A 17717-nucleotide genomic window follows, 5' to 3' on the forward strand; every position below is an offset into this window, starting at 1 on the left:
ATGAGCAGGGAGCATCGCTGTGCCCTGCTGGCCGAGGCCGAGAGGGCCGAACTGATCGAACTGGCCGATGCCTGCATCGCCGACGGCGCGCAGGTACGGGTGCTGGTGGGGCCCGAGGTCGGGTGCGTGACCGCGCAGGTCCGCGAGCCGGTCCTGGAGCAGCGGTTCCTGCTCGGTGACGTCCTGGCCTGCCGGGCCGAGGTGGAGCTCGCGGGCCACCGCGGCTGGGCCATGCGTCTCGGGGACGACCGCGCGGCCGCGCTGGCCGCCGCGGTGCTGGACGCCGAGGCACAGTCCGGCCGCCCCCGGGCCGCCGAGATCGACCTGCTGTGCGAGCGCGTCGCGGAGCGCCGCGAGCGGCGGGAGAGCCAGGAGTGGGCGGAGCTCGCCCCGACCGTCGTCGCATTCGAGGAGCTGACGTGACCGCCGTAGAAACAGAGCCGGCACCCGCCTCGGGCGCCTCCGGAACCGCCGAACTGGTGACCGCGGCCAAGCTGCGCCCCGCCCAGGCTCAGGGCGTCTTCCGCGCCGTGCTCGACGCCCTGGCGCGCCCGGGCACGGTGGCCCGGTTCCCCTCGGACGTCCCCGGCGCGGTGCCGTCCGCGCTGCTGCCGGTCCTCGCGCTCGCGGACCTCGGCACCGGTGTCCGCGTCCTGGAGGAGGATGGCTCGCACCGCTGGTCGGACGTGGTGAGCGTGGCCACCAACGCCCCCGCGGCGCCGCTGGAGAAGGCCCGGCTCGCCGCCGCCGTACGGCCCGTCGCGGCGGAGGAGATCCTGCGGCTGGCCCGCGGCACCGCCGACGCGCCGGAGGACGGCGCCGTTCTGTGTCTGCCGGTGACCGCGCTGGAGGGCGGGCCGTCCACCTGGCGGCTGTCCGGGCCCGGCGTACCGGGTGAACGGGACATCGCCCCGCAGGGTGTGCCGGAGGGGTTCGTGGCGGCGCGCGCCGAGGCCGTCGGCGGCTTCCCCGCGGGGGCCGATCTGCTGCTCGCCACGCCCGACGGCCGCGTCATGGGCCTGCCGCGCAGCACGACCGTCACGATCGTGGCCGATGCGGCGACCAGTGCCGTGGCCGATGCCACGTCCAGTGCCGTGGCCGAGAAGGAGGACTGATGGGGTACTCGGGAGCACGCGGAGGACTCGAGGCGATTCTCGCCGCCGAGGACCTGGTCCGCCGCAAGCGGGACCACGCGCCCGCGCCGTGGTCGTCCACCGAGCAGATCACCGCCCGGTTCCGGCTGGCCGTCGACCGGGTGATGGGCGAGGCCGGCCTGTACGACGAGCCCACCGCGGCCGACGCCTTCCGGCAGGCCGAGGGGGACACCCTGGAGGCATCGCACCTGCTGCGCGCGCAGCGGTCCACCCTGCCGCGGCTGGCGGTCAGCGAACCCGTCGACCCGGGCGAGATGACCGTGATACGCCGCATCGTGCCCGCGTTCCGCGAGCCCGACGGCCCGCAGTTGCTCGGCCGTACGTCCGACTACACCGGCCGCCTGCTGGAGCGGCCCGACGGCCCGCCGGAGCCGGCGCCGGAGGACCCGGCCACCGCGGAGGCCACGGACAGCGCGGAGCGCACCGAGGAGCAGCGCAGCCCCCGCCGGTTCATGGACCTCCTGCGGAAGATGGAACTGCTCGCCGAGGGGCGGACCGCCGACGATCCGGAGCCGCACGACATCACCCGCAAGCCCGCCCGGCCGCCCGCCGACCGGTCCGCCGTCCTGGCCGCCATGGCCCGCGCCGAGTCCGGTGCGCTGGTGGCGCTGTGGTACCGCTCGATCCTCGGGCCGGACGGCGATGTGCACGAGATCACCCTGGGCGAACTGCGGCACGGGCGGCTGCCGCTGCGGGTACGCCACCCGCACACGGGAAACCCCGTCACCGTCGGCGAGTTCCGGGTCACCGAGGCCGAGGCCATCGAGGACCTGGACGGCGCGGACGAGGACCGTACGCGCTTCGACATCGGCTACGGCCTGTGCTTCGGGCACAACGAGCGCAAGGCGATCGCCATGGCCAACCTGGACATCGCCAACCGCCGGTTCGGCCGCAGCGGGCCGCTGGAGCAGTTGCTGCTGCTCACCATCGACGGCCTCGATTCGGGCGGTTTCCTGGAGCACCTGAAGCTCCCCCACTACGTCACCTTCCGCTCGATGGTCGAGCGCAAGCAAGCCATGCGGGCCGCCGCCGAGGCGGGAGAGGACCCGCTCGCACGGGTCGCCGAGCCCGCCGGAAAGGACTGCCGATGAGCACGACGTACGACACACCACGGGTGTCCGGGATCGGCGCGCTCGTCGCCGAGGCGGACGCGGGCAGCCCGCCCGCCGGGATCCTCGACGAGGACGCCAAGCGGGAGATCCGCCGGGCCGCGCTCGCCGCGGTCTGCGTGCCCGGCTACCAAGTCCCGTTCGGCTCCCGGGAGATGCCGGTGGCGCGCGGCTGGGGCTCGGGCGGACTGCAGGTCACCCTGGGGGTGATCGGCGCCGAGGACACGGTGAAGGTGATCGACCAGGGCGATGACGCCGGGGTCAACGCCACCAACCTGCGCCGGATGATCGCCGGGACCACCGGCTGCGGCGAGTCCGCCGACACCCGGGAGGCCACGGTCGTACAGACCCGGCACCGCGTCCCCGAGGAGGCCCTGGGCGCCCAGCATGTGCTGGTCTACCAGGTGCCGGTGCCCGAGCCGCTGCGCGGTGTGCGGAAGTCGGTGGCCGAATGCGCGCGGATGCACGCCGAGGACGACTACTCCGCGATGTGGGTCAGCCTCTACGAGGACATCGTCCGCAACGGCGTGATCACCGCGAGCACCGGCTACCCGGTGCTGGTCGGCGGCCGCTATGTGATGGCGACCAGCCCCATCCCACGGTGGGACGTGCCCCGGCTCCACGAGGCCGAGCACCTCAACCTCTTCGGCGCCGGCCGGGAGAAGCGCATGTACGCGGTGCCCCCGCACACCGAAGTGCGGCCCCTCACCTTCGACGACGTGCCCTTCGAGGTCGAGCACGAGCCGGGCGGGCGCTGCAAGTTCTGCGGCAGCGACGACGTCTACCTCGTCAACGCCGGTACCGAGGGCGCCTTCGCCTGCAGCGACACCGAATGGTGCGCGCGGGTCCAGGCGGGGGACGCCGACACCGGCGCCCACCGGGAGCGCGCGCCGCTGGCCCTGCTGCCCGATCCGGCATCCCGCGCGGGACGCCGGGGCGCGCCCGTGGCCCTTACCGCCGAGGCGGACGACACACCGGCGCCCGCCCGCAGGATCCGGGCCGGCGGCCCCGACTGGGCCCTGCGTGTCGATGGCATCGGCAAGGTGCACGGCGCGGGTGGCGCATCGGCCGTACCCGGCACGGGCCCCGAGCACTCCACCGCGATCAGCCCGTCCACCGGTGCGGTGGTGGCCGCCTGGGACGTCTCCTTCGACGTGGCGCCGGGCGAGGCCCTGGGCCTCATCGGCGAGTCGGGCTCCGGCAAGTCCACCGTGCTGCGCTGTGTCATCGGCGACGAACCGGCCACGGCCGGACAGGTCCACCTGGCCTCGGTGGACAACGGCGCATCCGAGGTGCTCGCGCTGCCCGCGGCCGTACGGCGGCGGCTGCGGATCGACTCGATGGCCGTGGTCTACCAGGACCCGGCCGCCGGGCTCGACCTGCGCGTCTCCGCGGGCGGCAACATCGCCGAGCGGCTGACCGCGGCGGGCTGGCGCGGCTATCACGCCATCCGGCGCCGCGCGGCGGAGCTGCTGGACCGGGTCGAGGTGCCGCTGTCCCGTATGGACGACCCGGTGCACACCTTCTCCGGCGGCATGCGGCAGCGCGTGCAGATCGCCAAGGCCCTGGCCACCGAACCGCCGGTGCTGCTGCTCGACGAGCCCACCACTGGTCTGGACGCCTCCGTCGCCGCCGGTGTGCTCGATCTGCTGCGGAGCCTGCTCGCCGAGCGGGACGTCGCCGCCGTGGTCGTCAGCCACGACTTCTCGGTGATCGAGGCGCTGACCGACCGCACGCTGGTCATGCAGATGAGCCGGGTCGTCGAACAGGGCCTGACCGACCAGCTCTTCCACGATCCCCACCACCCCTACACCCAGCGGCTCGTCGCCGCCGCCCGGAGGTGAGCCCGGTGAACACCACCGCCGACACCACCCACTCCCTGTCCGAGAACCAGGGCACCGTGCTGTCCGTACGCGCCCTGTACAAGTCCTTCACCCTGCACAGCATCGACGGGCGGACGGTGCCGTCGCTGCGCGGTGTCGACCTCGATGTGCACACCGGCGAGCACGTCGCCCTCGCGGGCCCCAGCGGTGCGGGCAAGTCCTCACTGCTGCGCTGTGTGTACCGCACCTACCTGCCGGACTCGGGTTCCGTACGGCTGCGCACACCGGCCGGGACGGTCGAGCTGACCACGCTGCCCGACCGGGAGATGGCCCGGCTGCGCGGCCGGCACTTCGGCTATGTCTCGCAGTTCCTCGCCGCACCGCCGCGCACCGGCCCGCTGGAGGTCGTCGCCGCGACCGCCCGGCGGCGCGGGCTCGACCGGGGCGAGGCGAGGGAGGCCGCTGCCGCCGCGCTGCGCCGGCTGAACCTCGACGAAACGCTGTGGGACGTCGACTGCGGTGTCCTCTCCGGCGGTGAGCGCCAGCGGGTGAACCTCGCCGCGGGCACGGTGCAGCCGCCCCGGCTGCTGCTGCTCGACGAGCCGGTCTCCGCGCTGGACCCGGCCAACCGGGAGGCCGCGCTGGAGTTGGTCGACTCGCTGGCGGGGCAGGGCGTCGCCGTCCTCGCCGTCTTCCACGACATGGACGCCATCCGGCGGCTGGCGTCGCGGGTGGTATTCGTCGGGGACGGACGGATCGCCCGGCAGGGCGCGCCGGAGCAGATGCTGGAGGCTGCGGCATGAACACGGGACTGGTGAGCAGGGGACCGGCCGGGGCGCCGGCCCAGGGCTGGACGCTGGGCGGCCCGCCCCAGGACTATGTGCTGGGGCACGTACGGGCGGTGCTGCCGGACCGGCTCCTGGACGACGCGCTGGTCGCGGTCCGGGACGGCAGGATCGCGGCGGTCGAACCGCACCCGGCCGGTGTGGAGGCCGATGTCGACGGCCAGGGGATGCTGTGTCTGCCCGGTCTGGTGGACGTGCACAGCGACGGTCTGGAGAAGGAGCTGCTGCCGCGGCCGGGGGCCGAACTGCCCATGGAGTTCGCGTTGTTGTCCTTCGAGGGCAAGCTGCGCGCGGCCGGTGTGACGACGGCGTTCCACGGCGCGGCGTTCGAGGAGAGCGGCGGCCGGGGGATGCGCCGCACCCTGGAGAGCGCGCGGCGGATCTGCGCGGCCGTGGAGAGCCGCGGCGACGACGGTCTGGTGGACCACCGGGTCCTGCACCGGCTGGACATCCGCTGCCCGGAGGGTCTGGCCGGGCTGCGGCAGCGGCTCGCGGAGATCGGTGGCGCCGCCCGGGGGCCGGTCCTGGTGTCGCACGAGGACCACACCCCGGGCCAGGGGCAGTACGCGGACCGCGGCTACTACGAGCGGTATCTCGTCGGCACCCGCGGGGTCACCGAGGAGGAGGCCCGCGCCTACGTCGACCGGCTGATCGAGGACCGGGACGGCCGGCTCGACGTCCGCGAGGAGGCGCTGGAGTGGCTCGGCGAGCAGGCCGGGGCGGGCCGGATCCGGCTGCTCGGCCACGACCCCAGTTCGCCGCAGGAGATCGAGGAGCTGTGCGACCGGGGCGGCTCGGTCGCGGAGTTCCCCACCACGACGGCGGCCGCGAAGGCCGCACGCGAGCACGGCATGCCGGTCGTGATGGGCGCTCCCAACGTCCTGCGTGGCCACTCGCACAACGGCAACGCGTCCGGCCGCGAACTGGTCGGCCGCGGCCTGGTCACCGCGCTCGCCTCGGACTATCTGCCGTCGGGGCTGCTCTCGGCGGCACTGCTGCTCGCCGAGGACGGGCCGGCGTCGCTGCCCGAGGCGGTCGGCCTGGTCACCGGAGGCGCCGCGGACGTGGCCGGTCTCCCGGACCGCGGCCGGCTCGCGCCGGGTCTGCGGGCCGACCTGGTGCTGGCCGAACCGGGCCGCCCCTGGCCCGTCGTCGCGGCCGTCCTGCGCCCGGCCTCGGGATCCTCGGGATCCTCGGGATCCTCGGGAGGTGACGCGGCATGAGCGGCCGGATCCCCTGGCCGGTGCCCGAACCGCACCTGCCCTCCGGCGTCCACCCGGCACTGGCCGCGGCGACCCGCGCCGCCACGGACGCGTTCCGCGCCGCACGCGAGGCGTACGACCGGGCCCAGCTGGCCGAGAAGGTGCAGGTCGGCGCGGACGGTACGCCCACGATGCGGCTGGACATCATGGTGGACACCGCGATCGCCGAGGTCGTGAACGCCCACCGGATCAATCTGCTCAGCGAGGAGCTGGGCCACATCGACAACGGCTCAGCCGTCACACTGGTCACCGACCCGGTGGACGGCACGGCGAACGCCGCCTCCGGTGTCCCCCTGTCCGCGTTCGCGGGTGTCGTCGCGGTGGACGGAGTGCCGACGGAGGCGCTGACCAGCTGGCTGGACACCGGGCGCTGCTGGCATACGGTGGCGGGCCGGCCGTCGCCGTACCGCACGAACGGCCGTACGGAGCTGGACGGCGCGGCGGTGAGTCTGCTGCGGCCGCAGGCGCATATCGCCGACGCGTGGTGGCGGGTGGCGACACGGGCGGCCAGGATCCGCATCCTGTCGACGAGTTGTCTGGAAGCGGTGCTGGTGGCCGAGGGGTCGACGGACGCGTTCGCCGACGCCGGCTCCGACACCCACCGGATCGTGGACCTGGCGGCCGCGATGGTGACGGTCCCCGCGGCGGGCGGCGCGGTGATCGATGTGCACGGCCGACCGCTGGAGATCGATCCCGACCTCACCCGCCGCTGGTCGGGTGTGGTGGCGGCGACCCCGCGGCTCGCGGAGGAACTGGCGGAGACCATCCGCGGAACGGAGGACCGATGACCAGCGGTATTCCCGCTGTCCCGCTCACGGGCGAGGAGCTGACCGCACTCGTCGACGGCCTCGCGGGCCTGCCCTACGGCGGGGAGGCCGTCGACCAGCGGACCCACGCGCTGCAGACGGCGTGGCTGGCGAGGGACGCGGGCGCGGACGACGAGCTGGTGGTGGCCGCGGCGCTGCACGACATCGGCCGGGCCCGGCCGGTCCGGGCCGAACACCCGGGCCTGCCGCACGAGGTGGCGGGCGCCGAGTTCGCCCGGCGTCGGGTGAGCGAACGGGCGGCATGGGTCATCGCCCAGCACGTACCGGCCAAGCGCTATCTGATGGCGACCGATCCGGCGTACCACGCCCTGCTCAGCCCGGCGTCGATCGCCTCCCTGAAGGTCCAGGGCGGCCCGATGGACGAGCGCGAGGCGGCGGAGTTCGCGGCGCATCCGCTGTCCGCGGACGCGGTCGCGCTGCGCCGCTGGGACGACGCGGCAAAGGATCCGGACGGCCCGCGGCTCACGATGCCGGACCTCCTGGCGGCCCACGCCCGCTGCGTCGCCGCACGGCGGACCTGACGTCGGTGGCGCCCCGGGGGCAGGCCGCTCGGTCTGCCCCCGGGGGGTTGTGTGCTTGGTCGACGGAGCGATGAGCGTCTGCTCTCCCGGCCTAGCTTCCCGACGTCGCCGAGAGGGCGCGCAGGTCGTCGAAGGCTCGGGAGAGATGCGCCTCCAGGCTCTGTGAGGGGTCGTCGATCCAGGCCCCGGCCGCTTGGTGAAAGGCGGCCCAGCCGGTCTGAGCCGCCAGACCGGCCAGCCGGTCGGCGACACCGCGCTGCCGCAGCGCCTCCGCCACGGCTTCGGTGAGCGACGCGGCCTTGGCCAACTCGCGTTCGCGGAGCGTTGGTGTCTTGGCGATGACTTCCAGCCGCGGTTCGGAGAACGGGCGGTTCTCCTCCAGGATCCGTCCGGCTTCCCGGAAGGCGCGGAGCAGTATCTCGAGGGGCTGCAGACCATCGGGCGCTTCGGCCACCGATCGCATCAGCTCCGCGCGCAGGTCGGCTTCGCCATGGAAGAGCACCTCGCGCTTGTCCGGGAAGTGCCGGAAGAACGTGCGCTCGTTGACGCCGGCCCGGGCGGCGATCTCAGCCGTGGTGGTCTGGTCGAACCCCCGCTCCCGGTACAGCTCCAGCGCCGCCTGCTGAAGACGGCGGCGCGCTTCCAGTCCGCTCCGTGGCACGCCCCCAGCCTATCGCGTTATGTCAGTGACCGACACCACATTGCGCCAGCGACTGGCGGTACGCGTAGAGTCAGTGACTGGCGCTAAGTAGTGCCAGTCACTGACGTTACGTGGGAGAGTGTCATGCATGTCTTCGTTACCGGCGGTTCCGGCCTGACCGGCCCCGCCATCGTCGCCGAGCTCGTCGCGGCCGGCCACACCGTCACCGGTCTGGCGCGCTCGGATGCCGCCGCCGCTCGACTGGAGTCGCTGGGCGCCACACCGCACCCCGGCTCCCTGGACGACCTCGACAGCCTGCGGAGCGGCGCCGAAGCCGCCGACGGCGTCCTGCACATGGCCTTCGGCGGCGACTTCGCCGACCCCGACGACATGATGCGGCGCGACCGGACCGCGATCGAGACGCTCGGCCGAGCCCTGGAAGACTCGGGCAAACCGTTCGTCAGCACCTCCGGCACGCTGGTCATGCCCCTCGGCCGGGAGACCACCGAGAAGGACGAGCCCGACCCGGCCGGGATCGCCGGATTCCGGATCCCGGGCGAGCGAGCGTGTCTGGGCTTCGCCGCCCGGGGAGTACGCACGAGCGTGGTCCGGCTCGCTCCCACCGTCCACGGCCCCAGGGACTACGGCTTCATCGGCATACTCGTCGCCACCGCGCGAAAGACCGGCATGTCGGCCTACGTCGGCGACGGCGGCAACCGGTGGCCCGCGGTGCATCGGCTCGACGCGGCGAGCCTGTTCCGCCTGGCATTGGAGAAGGCTCCCGCGGGCAGCGTGCTGCACGGGGTGGCCGAAAGCGGCGTCACCTTCAAGAGCATCGCGGAGACGATCGCCCGCGCCCTCGATCTGCCCGCGGTTTCACTGACCCCGGCCGAGGCTGCCGGACACTTCGTAAGCCCGTTCATGGCCACCGTCTACGGCATCGACGCGCCCGTCTCCAGCTCTCACACCCAGGAGCTGCTCGGCTGGTCGCCCACCCACCCGACACTGCTCGACGACCTTGAGCACGGCGATTACTTCGCCACGCCGGCCTCCTGACCACCTCGCACCGGGGCGGACAAGACGTCAGCGGAACCAGACCAGTACGGGGACGCGGATCTCACGGAGTTCGGGGAGTACGACGTATTCGAAAACGATCGGCTCCCCGCCGATCTGCAGGCTGTACCGGGCGCCGAGGTCGTCCATCGGGTCGCCCGGCGGCCGCCGGTCGCGGTCGATCGCGCCGCCGACTTCGAGGGCCAACGCGCTCAGGAAGTTCACCACCTTCTTGGAAAGGTCCGGTGGCATGTCGAGCAGCGTCTGTGCGGGGATTTCCTCGGTCCACACCGCCCAGCCGCGGCGCGGCTGGGCGGTCATCGGCTGATTCCCTCGAGCTGGTCGGCGAGGGCCTCTACGGAGACCAGGCGGTTGCCGGCGGCGGCGTTGGAACGGCTCTCCGCGGCGCCGGGGGCGCTGTCGAGCATGGCCGCCTTCCACCACTTGCGCATGATGCCGGGAACGGTCTCCTCTTCAGCCGCAAGGACCTCGGCATAGAAGTGGGCCCGGTTCGCTCCGGTCAGCGCATCGCCGATGCCGTTGATCGTGTTCGGGATCGCCGGGATCCTGCGGTCGGTGGGGTGTTCGGGCTGTGCGCTCATCTCCGATTTCCCTTCCCCGCATCGGGTGTGACGTTCTGCGGCCCCAGTCGAGACACCTTCGCTCGGGCTCGGGTCATTCTCTCGCAGGACGCGTGCCCCATGGGGCGCAGTGGGAGATCAGGGTAGTCGGTGGGGGCGCGCGGGAACGCGGCACCGCTCCCGAGCGCCGGCGCCGCGCGGCGTCAGCGAGCGCTGCCCATGTTCCGGTCGGTCTCGGCGCCCTGCAGCATGAGGGTGGTCTCCTCGATGCGGCGGAAGCGCCCGTCCGGGGCGAACTCGCCGAAGAGGTAGACCTCCGTGCGCACGGTGGAGCCGTCGGTCTTCGCGACGTCGATGACATGACGGTCCGCGTAGAGGTTGCCCTGCACGAGTTCGTCGAGGACCTGGACCGATCCGCCGGCGACGATCGTGCGCAGGTGGGCGATATGGGCCATGAACTCGCCGCGGTCGTCCCAGCGGCCGTCGGTGCGCTGGCGGTAGTCGGGGGTGAAGTGCCGGTCGGCAGCCTCGGCCAGGTCAAAGCCGGGCGTGAAGAGCAGGTCGGTGAGGGCTGCGGCGATGTCGGTGCGAGAGGTGGCGGTGGCCATGACGGTGTCCTTCGGTAGCTGGAAGCATCAAAAACTGCGTGCGCCGAGCACGCATCTACACCGTACCGCATATTGCGTGCGCAGCGCACGCTAATCTGGGAGTCATGCCGAACGATGTGGGACACGAGATCGCCGACGCGCTGGGCACGCTGCTCAGGCGCAGCACCCGTGAGCAGATCTACCGACGCCTGACCGAGGGCCTGGGCGAGGCCGTGGACGAGGTCACCTACCCCGTGCTCAGCGGCCTCGCCCGCACGGGCCCACGCAGCGCCGCGGGCCTCGCCGACGAGATCGGCCTGGACCGCTCCGGCGTCACCCGCCGCGCGACCCGCCTGGAGGAGGCCGGCCTGCTACGCCGTGAACCAGACCCCGCCGACCGGCGTGCCACTCTGCTCGCCCTGACCGAAACAGGGCGACAGGCCATCGAGACCACCCGGCAGCGCCTCGCCGCGCACATCGAGGACTCTCTCGCCTCCTGGCCACCCGGCGAGGCGCGGACCTTCGCCCGCCAACTCCACCACTTCGTCCACTACGGACCCTTCACCGAAGAGCGACGAAGCGGATGAAACTCCCGCTGCCGGAGGCTCAGACCACCACGGGTCCAGCTCCGCGGGTGAGATGGACGGTGAGCTGTGTTTCGGTGTTACTGGTGTTGACGGCGTGGATGAAGCCGTGGGCTGTGCGGTAGCGCCCCGTGCCTCCGGTGATGGCCGGGGTGATGTCACCGGGGCCGGCGCCGGTGACGGCGAACACCCCCTGCACGGTGATCTGCCCCTCGGACAGCGAAAGAGTGATCTGACACTGCAGGTCACTCGCATCCATGGGGCTGGTGCGGGTCACCGTGCATGCCTCGTCGAATCGGCCCACCGTGACGGTGGAACGCAAGAGGTCCCCACTGACGATGAGTTGGCCCCCTTGGCTGTTCCCGGGAGGAGCCACGTCGACGGAGTTGGCCTGAGTGGGCCTCACCGCCAGAAGGAAGACTTCTTCACTATGGCGAGGCGGCAGGGGGCCGGTGGCGCCTGCGGCCGGCGGTCGCCGGGAACGACGGGCAGAGAGACCCGGGCACCAGTTCGCGAGACACAACGTAGGAGGTCAGGGCGGTCGGGACCACCGCACCGGGGCGGCCGGGCGCGTTCCGGTTGTAGATATATGCGACTGTGACGCGCGGAACGCGTGCTTCCGCGCTGCGGCCGTGCCACACTGAGGGTGGCCCTCACCGCATCCCCCGTCGGTGAGGGCCACTTTCGTTTCCCGGCCCCCGGAAGCCGGTGCTGAAGCTTCAATTCCGCTCTGCTCGCAGTTCCGTGAACCCCTTGAGACGCGGACACAGGTAGGGGCTGCCCCACCTTGCCCCGGGGGCTTGTCGGAGTGTTTGAGGCCGACGCCGCATGATCCGCTGTGTGCACGAACATCGTGCGAGAGAAGGCGGACAGGTGAAGGCTCGAATCGGATATTCCGCATGGGTGGCGGGTGTGGTGCAGTTCTTCGCGGTCCACTGGTTCGTCGAGTCAGCCTGGGCACGACCGTACAGTTGGGCATGGAACAACATCAGCGACTTGGGAAACGCTCACTGCGCTCTGCAGCCCGATCCCGAGCCACGCTATGTCTGCTCACCTGAACACGCCGCGATGAACGCATCGTTCATCGCACTGGGAACGCTGCTCGTCGTCGGCACCGCCCTGACCGGCACCCTGTGGCGCCGAGGCTCCGCCTCGACCGTGACCCGACTTCTGTTGGCCGGTGCCGGCGTAGGTTTCGTCCTGGCCGGGCTGGCGCCCGCGGACGTCCGCGAGAACCAGCACGTCCTGGGCGCCCTGCTCATCATGGGAACGGGCAATGTCGGACTTCTTCTGGCGGGAGCCAGGCTGACGGATGACGTTCCGGGTCCCCTGCGCCGGGTGACCAGTTTGCCGGGAATCACCGCGCTCACGGCCTTCGGGCTCTTTCTCTCCCGCCACTATCTCGGCCTCGGCATGGGAGGCATGGAGCGGGTCGCTGCCTTTCCCCTCTTGGCGTGGGCGCTGGTTGTCGGCGGCCGCGGCTTGTTCCGCCAGAAGACCCGTACGCCGGACACCGCGCCGGAATTGCGTATCGCGCGGGCGCCCCACGGACGATGAGACGTCCTGGCCGACTTCTGCCTCGTACGGCATGGCGCCCGGAGGGCTGCCCCGTAAAGCCGCATGTGGACACCCTTGAGGGGTGGTCATACTGCTCAGGTGGCCGAACTCATCCTCATCAGCCTTCCCGGCAAAGGCTCGGGGTTCACCCTCCGTCAGCCGAGCCGCTGGTTGCGGCCGGACTACGTGGAATTCCTCGGTGGTGACGGATAGTCGGATCGCTGGTCCGGTTCTGGGGTGAAGATGACGGCGGGCGGTGATCGCACTGCTGCGCGAGGGAGCCGACGCGGTACGGCGGGGCCGGCCCCGGAGCCTGCCGGTGGCTCGAAGTCTGCGGCGGACCGGATCATCGACCAGCTCGCACCCATGCTCGCTCTCCAGCCCCGCAAGCGGTTCCACAAGAGCCGGGAGCAACAAGCCCCGAGATCCCAGGGGATGGTGTCGGAGAACCGCCAGCCCCTTCGTCCTCGGCCGCCTAGGGTCGCTGGCATGTCACAGCAGAGCCGCGCCATCGTTGAGAACGCCTGGAGAGTGTTCGCCAGTCACGACGCTGACCGGATCTCCGCGGTCTTCACCGAGGACGCCGAGTGGCTGGCGCCCACGGGAAACGCTACTGCTGTCGCGCTGGATACTCCCAGCCATCTGGTCGGCAGGAAGGCGATCGTGCACTTCCTCGCCGAGGACTTTCCCCGCTTCTTCGTGCGCGACGTCACCGTCGCCTTTCACGGGTTCTACGCCGACGGCGAGCGGGTGATCGTGGAGGAGACCATGACGGCGACCCTGGCCAACGGCAACCACTACGCCAACGACTACTGCTTCGTCTTCGAGCTCCGGGACGGGCTGATTCATCGGGTCCGCGAGTACATGGATACAGCCCGCGGACACCGCACGATCTTCGGTGAGGTTCCGAAGTAGTCATCCGAGTCCGGAGCCGCGGCAGCCGTTGGGCCAACGGCCATTCGGGCAGGGTGCGTTGATATGAGTCGGCCAGTAAGATCAACGAATCGGCCCGTGCCGATTCGAGGAGGCGCTCCCCGGTGGTACTCCAGGTGCGCGGCGTCGTGTTGCCGGAGCGGGAAGAGCGGTCCTTCTGGATTGACGGGGACCGGCTACGGACCGAACCCGTCCCCGGCGCGGATCTCGTCGTCGACGGCGGATGGCTGCTGCCTGGCCTGGTGGACGTGCATACGCACCCGGGCACCGAGGACATCGATGTCCCGTTCAGCGACGACACGCTTCGCCGGCACCTGACCGATCATCGCGACTCCGGCGTACTGCTGGTCCGGACACCCGGGTCCGCCGCGCACATACCGAGCTGGGTGGACGAGGAGCCGGGGATGCCGCGGGTGCGCTCAGCCGGACGGTGGCTGGCCACTCCAGGCCGCTTCTTCCCCGGCTTCGGGCGTGATGTGAGTGAAGCGGATCTGGTGCGGGCGGCCGTCGAGGAAGCCAAGGCGTCCTCGGGCTGGTGCAAGGTCATCGTCGACTGGAAGTACGACGAACCGGCGCTGCCCCAGGAAGTTCTCACCTCCGTCGTGCAAGCCGTACACGCGGTCGGCGGCCGTGTAGCCGCCCACTGCCAGACCGCCGATGGCAGTCGCCGTGCCGTTCAAGCAGGCGCCGACAGCCTGGAGCACGGCATGCACCTGGACCCTGCCCTGATCGACCAGATGGCTTCCCAGGGCACCGCGTTCGTTCCGACGCTCAGCGTCTTCGGCGCCGGAGCCGACCGGAGGCGCGCCGAGGAGCCGAGCGCACGTCGCGACTGGTGGCTGGCCGGCTGGGAAGGCATGTTTCCGAACGTCAGGGCCGCATGCGAAGCCGGCGTCACGGTACTGGCAGGCACTGACAGCTTCCCCTGCGGCAGGGTCACGTCAGAGGTCGAATGGCTGGTACGCGCCGGCCTGTCGGCGGAAGCAGCTCTCGGGGCGGCATCGTGGGCGGCCAGAGCCTGGCTGGGGCTGCCCGGACTGGTCGATGGAGGCCCCGCTGACCTCGTCGCCTATGACACCGACCCGACCCTCGACAGCTCGGTTCTGGCCCATCCCCGTCGCATCATTCTGCGCGGCCGAGTCATCACCTGAGGGGCGAGCTGTCAGATGTGTGTGCCGTGGGCACGGCCGGAGCTGCGCCTACCGACGTGCGGGGGCCGTTCGCGACACCCGCAGCTCCGTGAGATACCGCTTGGTGACCCGGCCTCCGTACCGCCTGTCGATCAGCCCGGCGATGCACTCCAGCAGCCCCTCCCTGGCCTCAGGCTGCAGCGCCCGGTGGCCGGAGTAGGTCCGCAGCACCGCCAGGTACTCCGCCGTGGTGTACGTCAGGTCCCGCTCGTAGCGCCGGAAGTCGACAGGTCCGAACCGGCCGCTGCGTGCGACCTCATCCGCGTGATCCGAGGTGTCGACGTCCGCTGCGGCCGGAAGCCGCAGCCCCGGCGGGGTGGCCGGATCGAAGCGCTCGTAGCAGTCCTGGACCTCGACGAAGAACTCTTCGCTACCGCCCGCCACATGCTGCGTGGCGACGACGGCGAGGGCGCCACCGGGGCGCAGCGCGTCGGCGGCCTTTACCATCCGCACCGCCGGATCGATCCAGTGGAACGCCGTCGCCGAGACGACCGCGTCGAACGGCTCCTCCGGCAGCGGCCACGTCTCGAAGTCCGCCGTCACGATCTCCACCGTTTCGAACCCGGCCAGATTGCGCCGGGCGACCGCGGCCATGTCCGCGCCCAGCTCGACGGCCGTGATCCGGCAACCGCGCTCGGCGAGCGGCAAGGTCGCCTTGCCCGTGCCTGCCCCCACCTCGAGGACACGACAGCCGGGGCCGGTGCCGGCCACCTCCGTGAGGTCGTCGAACAGCTCGGGCGGATACCCGGGCCTGGCCCGGTCGTACAGCTCCGCGTCCTCGTCGAAGATCCGGCTCAGGTGGACACGGCGCGTTTCGTCAGGCGTGTCGTCGCGCATGGCAGCACACTAGGGCCTGGTCGGCGCGCATCAGGCGCGGATCGCGTCCACAAGAGCAACTGCTAGCGTCCGGCGTGTGAACGACAGTGTGTACGTGGGCAATGCGGGCAAGGATGCGGCGCTGGACCGGGGGTGGCTCCTCGGGCACTTCAAGGACGTTGGCGATCCGCGCCACAGCGAGGCCGTAGAGATCAAATGGGGCGTCCACCCTCGAGGCGACGAGCGATCGCAGTGGGTGAAGGGCGAGGAACGCACAGCGCTCCTGGTTCTCATCAGCGGCCGTTTCCGCGTTGAACTCCCTGGCCGCAGCGTTCTTCTGGAAGAGCAGGGCGATTACGTCGTGTGGGGGCGCGGAGTCGACCACTCATGGTTCGCGGAGGAAGAGTCGGTGGTGCTGACTGTTCGATGGCCGTCCGTGCCCGGCTACGCAGTGGCGGAGGAGGGCGGGGCGCGACCGGCGCGACCGCAGAGCTGAGCGTGCCTTGCCGGACCAGGTGTGCGCCCAGCGCCTGTGCTGCCGAGTGTGGGTGCGTGGCCAAGTAGAGGGCGCTCGGCTGCCAGGGCGCTCCGGTGTCCGGGTAGAGCCGGTCCAGCCCGGCGGCCTCGACTGCGAGCGTGGTCACCCTGTGGGTGTGGAGATGGTCCGGATGGCCGGTCAGCCCGCCATAGGCGTCATGGGTGACGACGATGTCCGGACGGAACGCACGGATGTGCATGACCAGCCGACGCACCGACTCATCGAGCGGCGCGTCGCAGAACCGGACGCTGCCCGGGGCCGACTGTGGTGCCCGAGCGTCGGCGTAGCCGAGCATCCGTGGCGCGCCGGCGCCGAGGATGTGGAGCGCATCGGCCAGCTCCGCGGCGCGTTGGGTGTCCTCGGCCCAGGTCGCCGTGACGACGGCGGTCCGCGCTCCCGCCGCCGCGTGCTGGGCGAGCACGCCACCCGCCGACAGGGACTCGTCGTCCGGGTGCGCGAAAACCGCGAGGAGGCTCGAAAGGGGCATCGCCGGGTCACCTTCCAGTGGGAGAGCTGAGATCGGTGGGCTCGACAGGTTCAAGCGCCGCTCGCGTCCCGGCGGGGTGGGCCTGCGCCTTGGCAATGGCCTGGGCACGTCGCGGTAGACCTCCGCCAACGGCTCCTCACTGGGCGCTCTGCCTCCTGTCGTTCCCCGGTACACGTTGAGCATGGCCGTGCCGACTCGGTGATGGAACTCGAGTCGGCGGGTGTTCATGTCGCTCAGCGCCTCGCGCTCGTACAGCCGCGCCGTGCCGTCACCGCTCGCGGTGGCGAGGAGAGTGCCGTCAGGAGAGAACGCCACCGACCGGACCCAGTCGGCGTGGCCGGTGAGGGGATCGCCGATCGGCGTGCGGGCATGCGGGTCCCACAACCGCACCGTGCGGTCGCCACCTCCGGTGGCGAGAAGCGCCCCGTCCTGCGCACACTGATCCAGTGATCCCGCCCCGGCCGGTCCCTCCCCCGCCGACGCCGCGCGGCGTCCTGCCGAGTCCGGCTCAGCGTGCGCCGGCCACCAGCTCCTGGTGGACGAAGTCCACCAGGAGTTCGCGCATGGTGCCGATGGTCATGCCGGGCACTCCGGTCAGCACCTGGATCGCCGCGCCGTCGGTGAGTGCGGTCAGCCGCAGCGCGACGACGTGCGGATCGGCGTCCGCGCGGAAGATTCCCTGCCGCTGGCCGCGCTGGACGATCCGGCGGACGGTCTCCTGCCAGCGTGCGTAGTACTCGTTGTGGGCCGGGCGGAACTCGGGGCGGATGGTGGCCTCGGCCCAGTACTGCAGCCAGATGGCCCACTCGTCCCGGACCTGGCCGACCCGTGGCAACTGCATGTCGATCAGCTTCAGCAGCCGCTCGTGTGCGTTGTGAACGGCGCGCAGTTGGGTGGACTGGCGGGCGAATGCCCGGTCGACGCAGTACTTGAGGGCCTCCGCCAGTACGTCGTTCTTCCCCGGGAAGTAGTAGTGCACCGTGCCGGTGCTGGTGCCGCAGACCTTGGCGATGTCGGAGATGCGCACGGCGTGGAAGCCGCGCTCGGCGATCAGCTGCCACGTGGCGTCGAGGATCCTCGCCCTGCGGTCCTCATCGGTCCTGGGCTCCGTCTTCGTGCCGGTGCTCACATCGTCTCTCCATTCCTCGGTCCTGGCTCCCCGTCCGCGCCAGCGCTCAGCCTCTGGTCATGGCACTCAGCGTCCGGTCAT

Annotated in this window: 21 protein-coding genes and 3 pseudogenes; 15 read left to right on the forward strand and 9 right to left on the reverse strand. The window is 71.5% G+C overall.

Annotated features, from left to right (window positions below):
* From J5X86_RS11505 to J5X86_RS11540, 8 genes are read left to right on the forward strand one after another with little or no spacing between them, the layout of a single operon-like run.
* Positions 1 to 423 carry a phosphonate C-P lyase system protein PhnG gene (locus tag J5X86_RS11505; protein ID WP_208516648.1) on the forward strand — a complete coding sequence of 141 codons (423 nt, stop codon included), beginning with the start codon at positions 1 to 3 and terminating at the stop codon, positions 421 to 423.
* A complete protein-coding gene (gene phnH, locus J5X86_RS11510) occupies positions 420 to 1115 on the forward strand; it encodes a phosphonate C-P lyase system protein PhnH (RefSeq protein ID WP_208516649.1) in 696 nt (231 codons plus the stop codon). The genes J5X86_RS11505 and phnH overlap by 4 nt, the downstream gene beginning before the upstream one ends.
* Complete coding sequence (locus J5X86_RS11515) at positions 1115 to 2245, forward strand: carbon-phosphorus lyase complex subunit PhnI (RefSeq protein ID WP_208516650.1); 1131 nt, start codon at positions 1115 to 1117, stop codon at positions 2243 to 2245. Before phnH ends, J5X86_RS11515 begins: the two co-directional genes overlap by 1 nt.
* Positions 2242 to 4107, forward strand: a complete 1866-nt coding sequence (locus J5X86_RS11520) for an alpha-D-ribose 1-methylphosphonate 5-phosphate C-P-lyase PhnJ (RefSeq protein ID WP_208516651.1) — start codon at positions 2242 to 2244, stop codon at positions 4105 to 4107. Before J5X86_RS11515 ends, J5X86_RS11520 begins: the two co-directional genes overlap by 4 nt.
* A 5-nt stretch (positions 4108 to 4112) precedes the next feature.
* Positions 4113 to 4889 (forward strand): ATP-binding cassette domain-containing protein, encoded by a 777-nt coding sequence (locus tag J5X86_RS11525; RefSeq protein ID WP_208516652.1) that lies wholly within the window; start codon positions 4113 to 4115, stop codon positions 4887 to 4889.
* On the forward strand, positions 4886 to 6154 hold the full coding sequence (locus J5X86_RS11530) for an alpha-D-ribose 1-methylphosphonate 5-triphosphate diphosphatase (protein WP_208516653.1): 1269 nt from the start codon (positions 4886 to 4888) through the stop codon (positions 6152 to 6154). Before J5X86_RS11525 ends, J5X86_RS11530 begins: the two co-directional genes overlap by 4 nt.
* Entirely contained in the window at positions 6151 to 6981 is an 831-nt protein-coding gene (locus J5X86_RS11535) for an inositol monophosphatase family protein (RefSeq protein ID WP_208516654.1), read from the forward strand. Before J5X86_RS11530 ends, J5X86_RS11535 begins: the two co-directional genes overlap by 4 nt.
* Complete coding sequence (locus tag J5X86_RS11540; RefSeq protein WP_208516655.1) at positions 6978 to 7541, forward strand: HD domain-containing protein; 564 nt, start codon at positions 6978 to 6980, stop codon at positions 7539 to 7541. The genes J5X86_RS11535 and J5X86_RS11540 overlap by 4 nt, the downstream gene beginning before the upstream one ends.
* A gap of 91 nt (positions 7542 to 7632) precedes the next feature.
* Here J5X86_RS11540 and J5X86_RS11545 read toward each other — a convergent pair whose 3' ends face one another.
* Positions 7633 to 8202, reverse strand: coding sequence for a TetR family transcriptional regulator (locus J5X86_RS11545; RefSeq protein WP_208516656.1), 570 nt, complete (start codon positions 8200 to 8202; stop codon positions 7633 to 7635).
* A gap of 123 nt (positions 8203 to 8325) precedes the next feature.
* Here J5X86_RS11545 and J5X86_RS11550 point away from each other — a divergent pair, with 123 nt between their 5' ends.
* Positions 8326 to 9237: an SDR family oxidoreductase gene (locus tag J5X86_RS11550; protein WP_208516657.1), complete on the forward strand. Its 912-nt coding sequence runs from the start codon at positions 8326 to 8328 to the stop codon at positions 9235 to 9237.
* A 27-nt stretch (positions 9238 to 9264) separates the two neighbouring features.
* Here the strand turns inward: J5X86_RS11550 and J5X86_RS11555 are convergent, their stop codons facing one another.
* The 3 genes from J5X86_RS11555 to J5X86_RS11565 all read right to left on the reverse strand — a co-directional run bounded on the left by J5X86_RS11555 (position 9265) and on the right by J5X86_RS11565 (position 10423).
* Complete coding sequence (locus tag J5X86_RS11555) at positions 9265 to 9555, reverse strand: hypothetical protein (RefSeq protein ID WP_014057923.1); 291 nt, start codon at positions 9553 to 9555, stop codon at positions 9265 to 9267.
* Entirely contained in the window at positions 9552 to 9836 is a 285-nt protein-coding gene (locus tag J5X86_RS11560) for a hypothetical protein (RefSeq protein ID WP_208516658.1), read from the reverse strand. Before J5X86_RS11560 ends, J5X86_RS11555 begins: the two co-directional genes overlap by 4 nt.
* 182 nt (positions 9837 to 10018) lie before the next feature.
* Positions 10019 to 10423, reverse strand: coding sequence for a nuclear transport factor 2 family protein (locus tag J5X86_RS11565; protein ID WP_208516659.1), 405 nt, complete (start codon positions 10421 to 10423; stop codon positions 10019 to 10021).
* 104 nt (positions 10424 to 10527) lie between these two features.
* Here J5X86_RS11565 and J5X86_RS11570 point away from each other — a divergent pair, with 104 nt between their 5' ends.
* The gene (locus J5X86_RS11570) at positions 10528 to 10989 is read left to right on the forward strand and encodes a MarR family winged helix-turn-helix transcriptional regulator (RefSeq protein WP_208516660.1); all 462 of its coding nucleotides are present in this window, start codon (positions 10528 to 10530) and stop codon (positions 10987 to 10989) included.
* Positions 10990 to 11008: 19 nt separating this feature from the next.
* Here the strand turns inward: J5X86_RS11570 and J5X86_RS11575 are convergent, their stop codons facing one another.
* Positions 11009 to 11392: a hypothetical protein gene (locus tag J5X86_RS11575; protein WP_374229242.1), complete on the reverse strand. Its 384-nt coding sequence runs from the start codon at positions 11390 to 11392 to the stop codon at positions 11009 to 11011.
* A 434-nt stretch (positions 11393 to 11826) separates the two neighbouring features.
* Between J5X86_RS11575 and J5X86_RS11580 the strand changes: the two genes are divergently transcribed.
* The 4 genes and pseudogenes from J5X86_RS11580 (at position 11827) to J5X86_RS11595 (ending at position 14627) form a co-directional block, all read left to right on the forward strand.
* A complete protein-coding gene (locus tag J5X86_RS11580; protein ID WP_208516662.1) occupies positions 11827 to 12543 on the forward strand; it encodes a DUF998 domain-containing protein in 717 nt (238 codons plus the stop codon).
* Between the two features lie 250 nt (positions 12544 to 12793).
* Positions 12794 to 12945 (forward strand): annotated as a pseudogene (locus J5X86_RS11585) (IS5/IS1182 family transposase); the annotation flags it as partial.
* A gap of 87 nt (positions 12946 to 13032) precedes the next feature.
* The gene (locus J5X86_RS11590; protein ID WP_208517001.1) at positions 13033 to 13458 is read left to right on the forward strand and encodes a nuclear transport factor 2 family protein; all 426 of its coding nucleotides are present in this window, start codon (positions 13033 to 13035) and stop codon (positions 13456 to 13458) included.
* Positions 13459 to 13580: 122 nt separating this feature from the next.
* Positions 13581 to 14627, forward strand: coding sequence for an amidohydrolase family protein (locus J5X86_RS11595; RefSeq protein ID WP_208516663.1), 1047 nt, complete (start codon positions 13581 to 13583; stop codon positions 14625 to 14627).
* Between the two features lie 48 nt (positions 14628 to 14675).
* Here the strand turns inward: J5X86_RS11595 and J5X86_RS11600 are convergent, their stop codons facing one another.
* A complete protein-coding gene (locus tag J5X86_RS11600) occupies positions 14676 to 15503 on the reverse strand; it encodes a trans-aconitate 2-methyltransferase (protein ID WP_208516664.1) in 828 nt (275 codons plus the stop codon).
* A gap of 76 nt (positions 15504 to 15579) precedes the next feature.
* Between J5X86_RS11600 and J5X86_RS50580 the strand changes: the two genes are divergently transcribed.
* Positions 15580 to 15978: a signal peptidase I gene (locus J5X86_RS50580; protein WP_308124510.1), complete on the forward strand. Its 399-nt coding sequence runs from the start codon at positions 15580 to 15582 to the stop codon at positions 15976 to 15978.
* Between the two features lies 1 nt (position 15979).
* Here J5X86_RS50580 and J5X86_RS50585 read toward each other — a convergent pair.
* From J5X86_RS50585 to J5X86_RS52445, 3 genes and pseudogenes are all read right to left on the reverse strand, one after another.
* Positions 15980 to 16507, reverse strand: a pseudogene (locus tag J5X86_RS50585) (PIG-L family deacetylase); the annotation flags it as partial.
* A gap of 261 nt (positions 16508 to 16768) precedes the next feature.
* Positions 16769 to 16954: pseudogene (locus tag J5X86_RS52820) on the reverse strand (WD40 repeat domain-containing protein); the annotation flags it as partial.
* Between the two features lie 61 nt (positions 16955 to 17015).
* The gene (locus J5X86_RS52445) at positions 17016 to 17636 is read right to left on the reverse strand and encodes a TetR/AcrR family transcriptional regulator (protein WP_208516666.1); all 621 of its coding nucleotides are present in this window, start codon (positions 17634 to 17636) and stop codon (positions 17016 to 17018) included.
* Positions 17637 to 17717: the final 81 nt, after the last annotated feature.

The sequence above is a fragment of the Streptomyces sp. NEAU-YJ-81 genome (assembly GCF_017592595.1).
GTDB lineage: Bacteria > Actinomycetota > Actinomycetes > Streptomycetales > Streptomycetaceae > Streptomyces > Streptomyces hygroscopicus_B.

What these genes read in the sequence shown, in the direction of transcription:
- J5X86_RS11505 (WP_208516648.1), top strand. Translation starts at nt 1, where the DNA reads ATGAGCAGGGAGCATCGCTGTGCCCTGCTGGCCGAGGCCGAGAGGGCC.
- J5X86_RS11515 (WP_208516650.1), top strand. Translation starts at nt 1,115, where the DNA reads ATGGGGTACTCGGGAGCACGCGGAGGACTCGAGGCGATTCTCGCCGCC.
- J5X86_RS11520 (WP_208516651.1), top strand. Translation starts at nt 2,242, where the DNA reads ATGAGCACGACGTACGACACACCACGGGTGTCCGGGATCGGCGCGCTC.
- J5X86_RS11530 (WP_208516653.1), top strand. Translation starts at nt 4,886, where the DNA reads ATGAACACGGGACTGGTGAGCAGGGGACCGGCCGGGGCGCCGGCCCAG.
- J5X86_RS11535 (WP_208516654.1), top strand. Translation starts at nt 6,151, where the DNA reads ATGAGCGGCCGGATCCCCTGGCCGGTGCCCGAACCGCACCTGCCCTCC.
- J5X86_RS11540 (WP_208516655.1), top strand. Translation starts at nt 6,978, where the DNA reads ATGACCAGCGGTATTCCCGCTGTCCCGCTCACGGGCGAGGAGCTGACC.
- J5X86_RS11550 (WP_208516657.1), top strand. Translation starts at nt 8,326, where the DNA reads ATGCATGTCTTCGTTACCGGCGGTTCCGGCCTGACCGGCCCCGCCATC.
- J5X86_RS11555 (WP_014057923.1), bottom strand. Translation starts at nt 9,555, where the DNA reads ATGACCGCCCAGCCGCGCCGCGGCTGGGCGGTGTGGACCGAGGAAATC.
- J5X86_RS11560 (WP_208516658.1), bottom strand. Translation starts at nt 9,836, where the DNA reads ATGAGCGCACAGCCCGAACACCCCACCGACCGCAGGATCCCGGCGATC.
- J5X86_RS11565 (WP_208516659.1), bottom strand. Translation starts at nt 10,423, where the DNA reads ATGGCCACCGCCACCTCTCGCACCGACATCGCCGCAGCCCTCACCGAC.
- J5X86_RS11570 (WP_208516660.1), top strand. Translation starts at nt 10,528, where the DNA reads ATGCCGAACGATGTGGGACACGAGATCGCCGACGCGCTGGGCACGCTG.
- J5X86_RS11590 (WP_208517001.1), top strand. Translation starts at nt 13,033, where the DNA reads ATGTCACAGCAGAGCCGCGCCATCGTTGAGAACGCCTGGAGAGTGTTC.
- J5X86_RS11600 (WP_208516664.1), bottom strand. Translation starts at nt 15,503, where the DNA reads ATGCGCGACGACACGCCTGACGAAACGCGCCGTGTCCACCTGAGCCGG.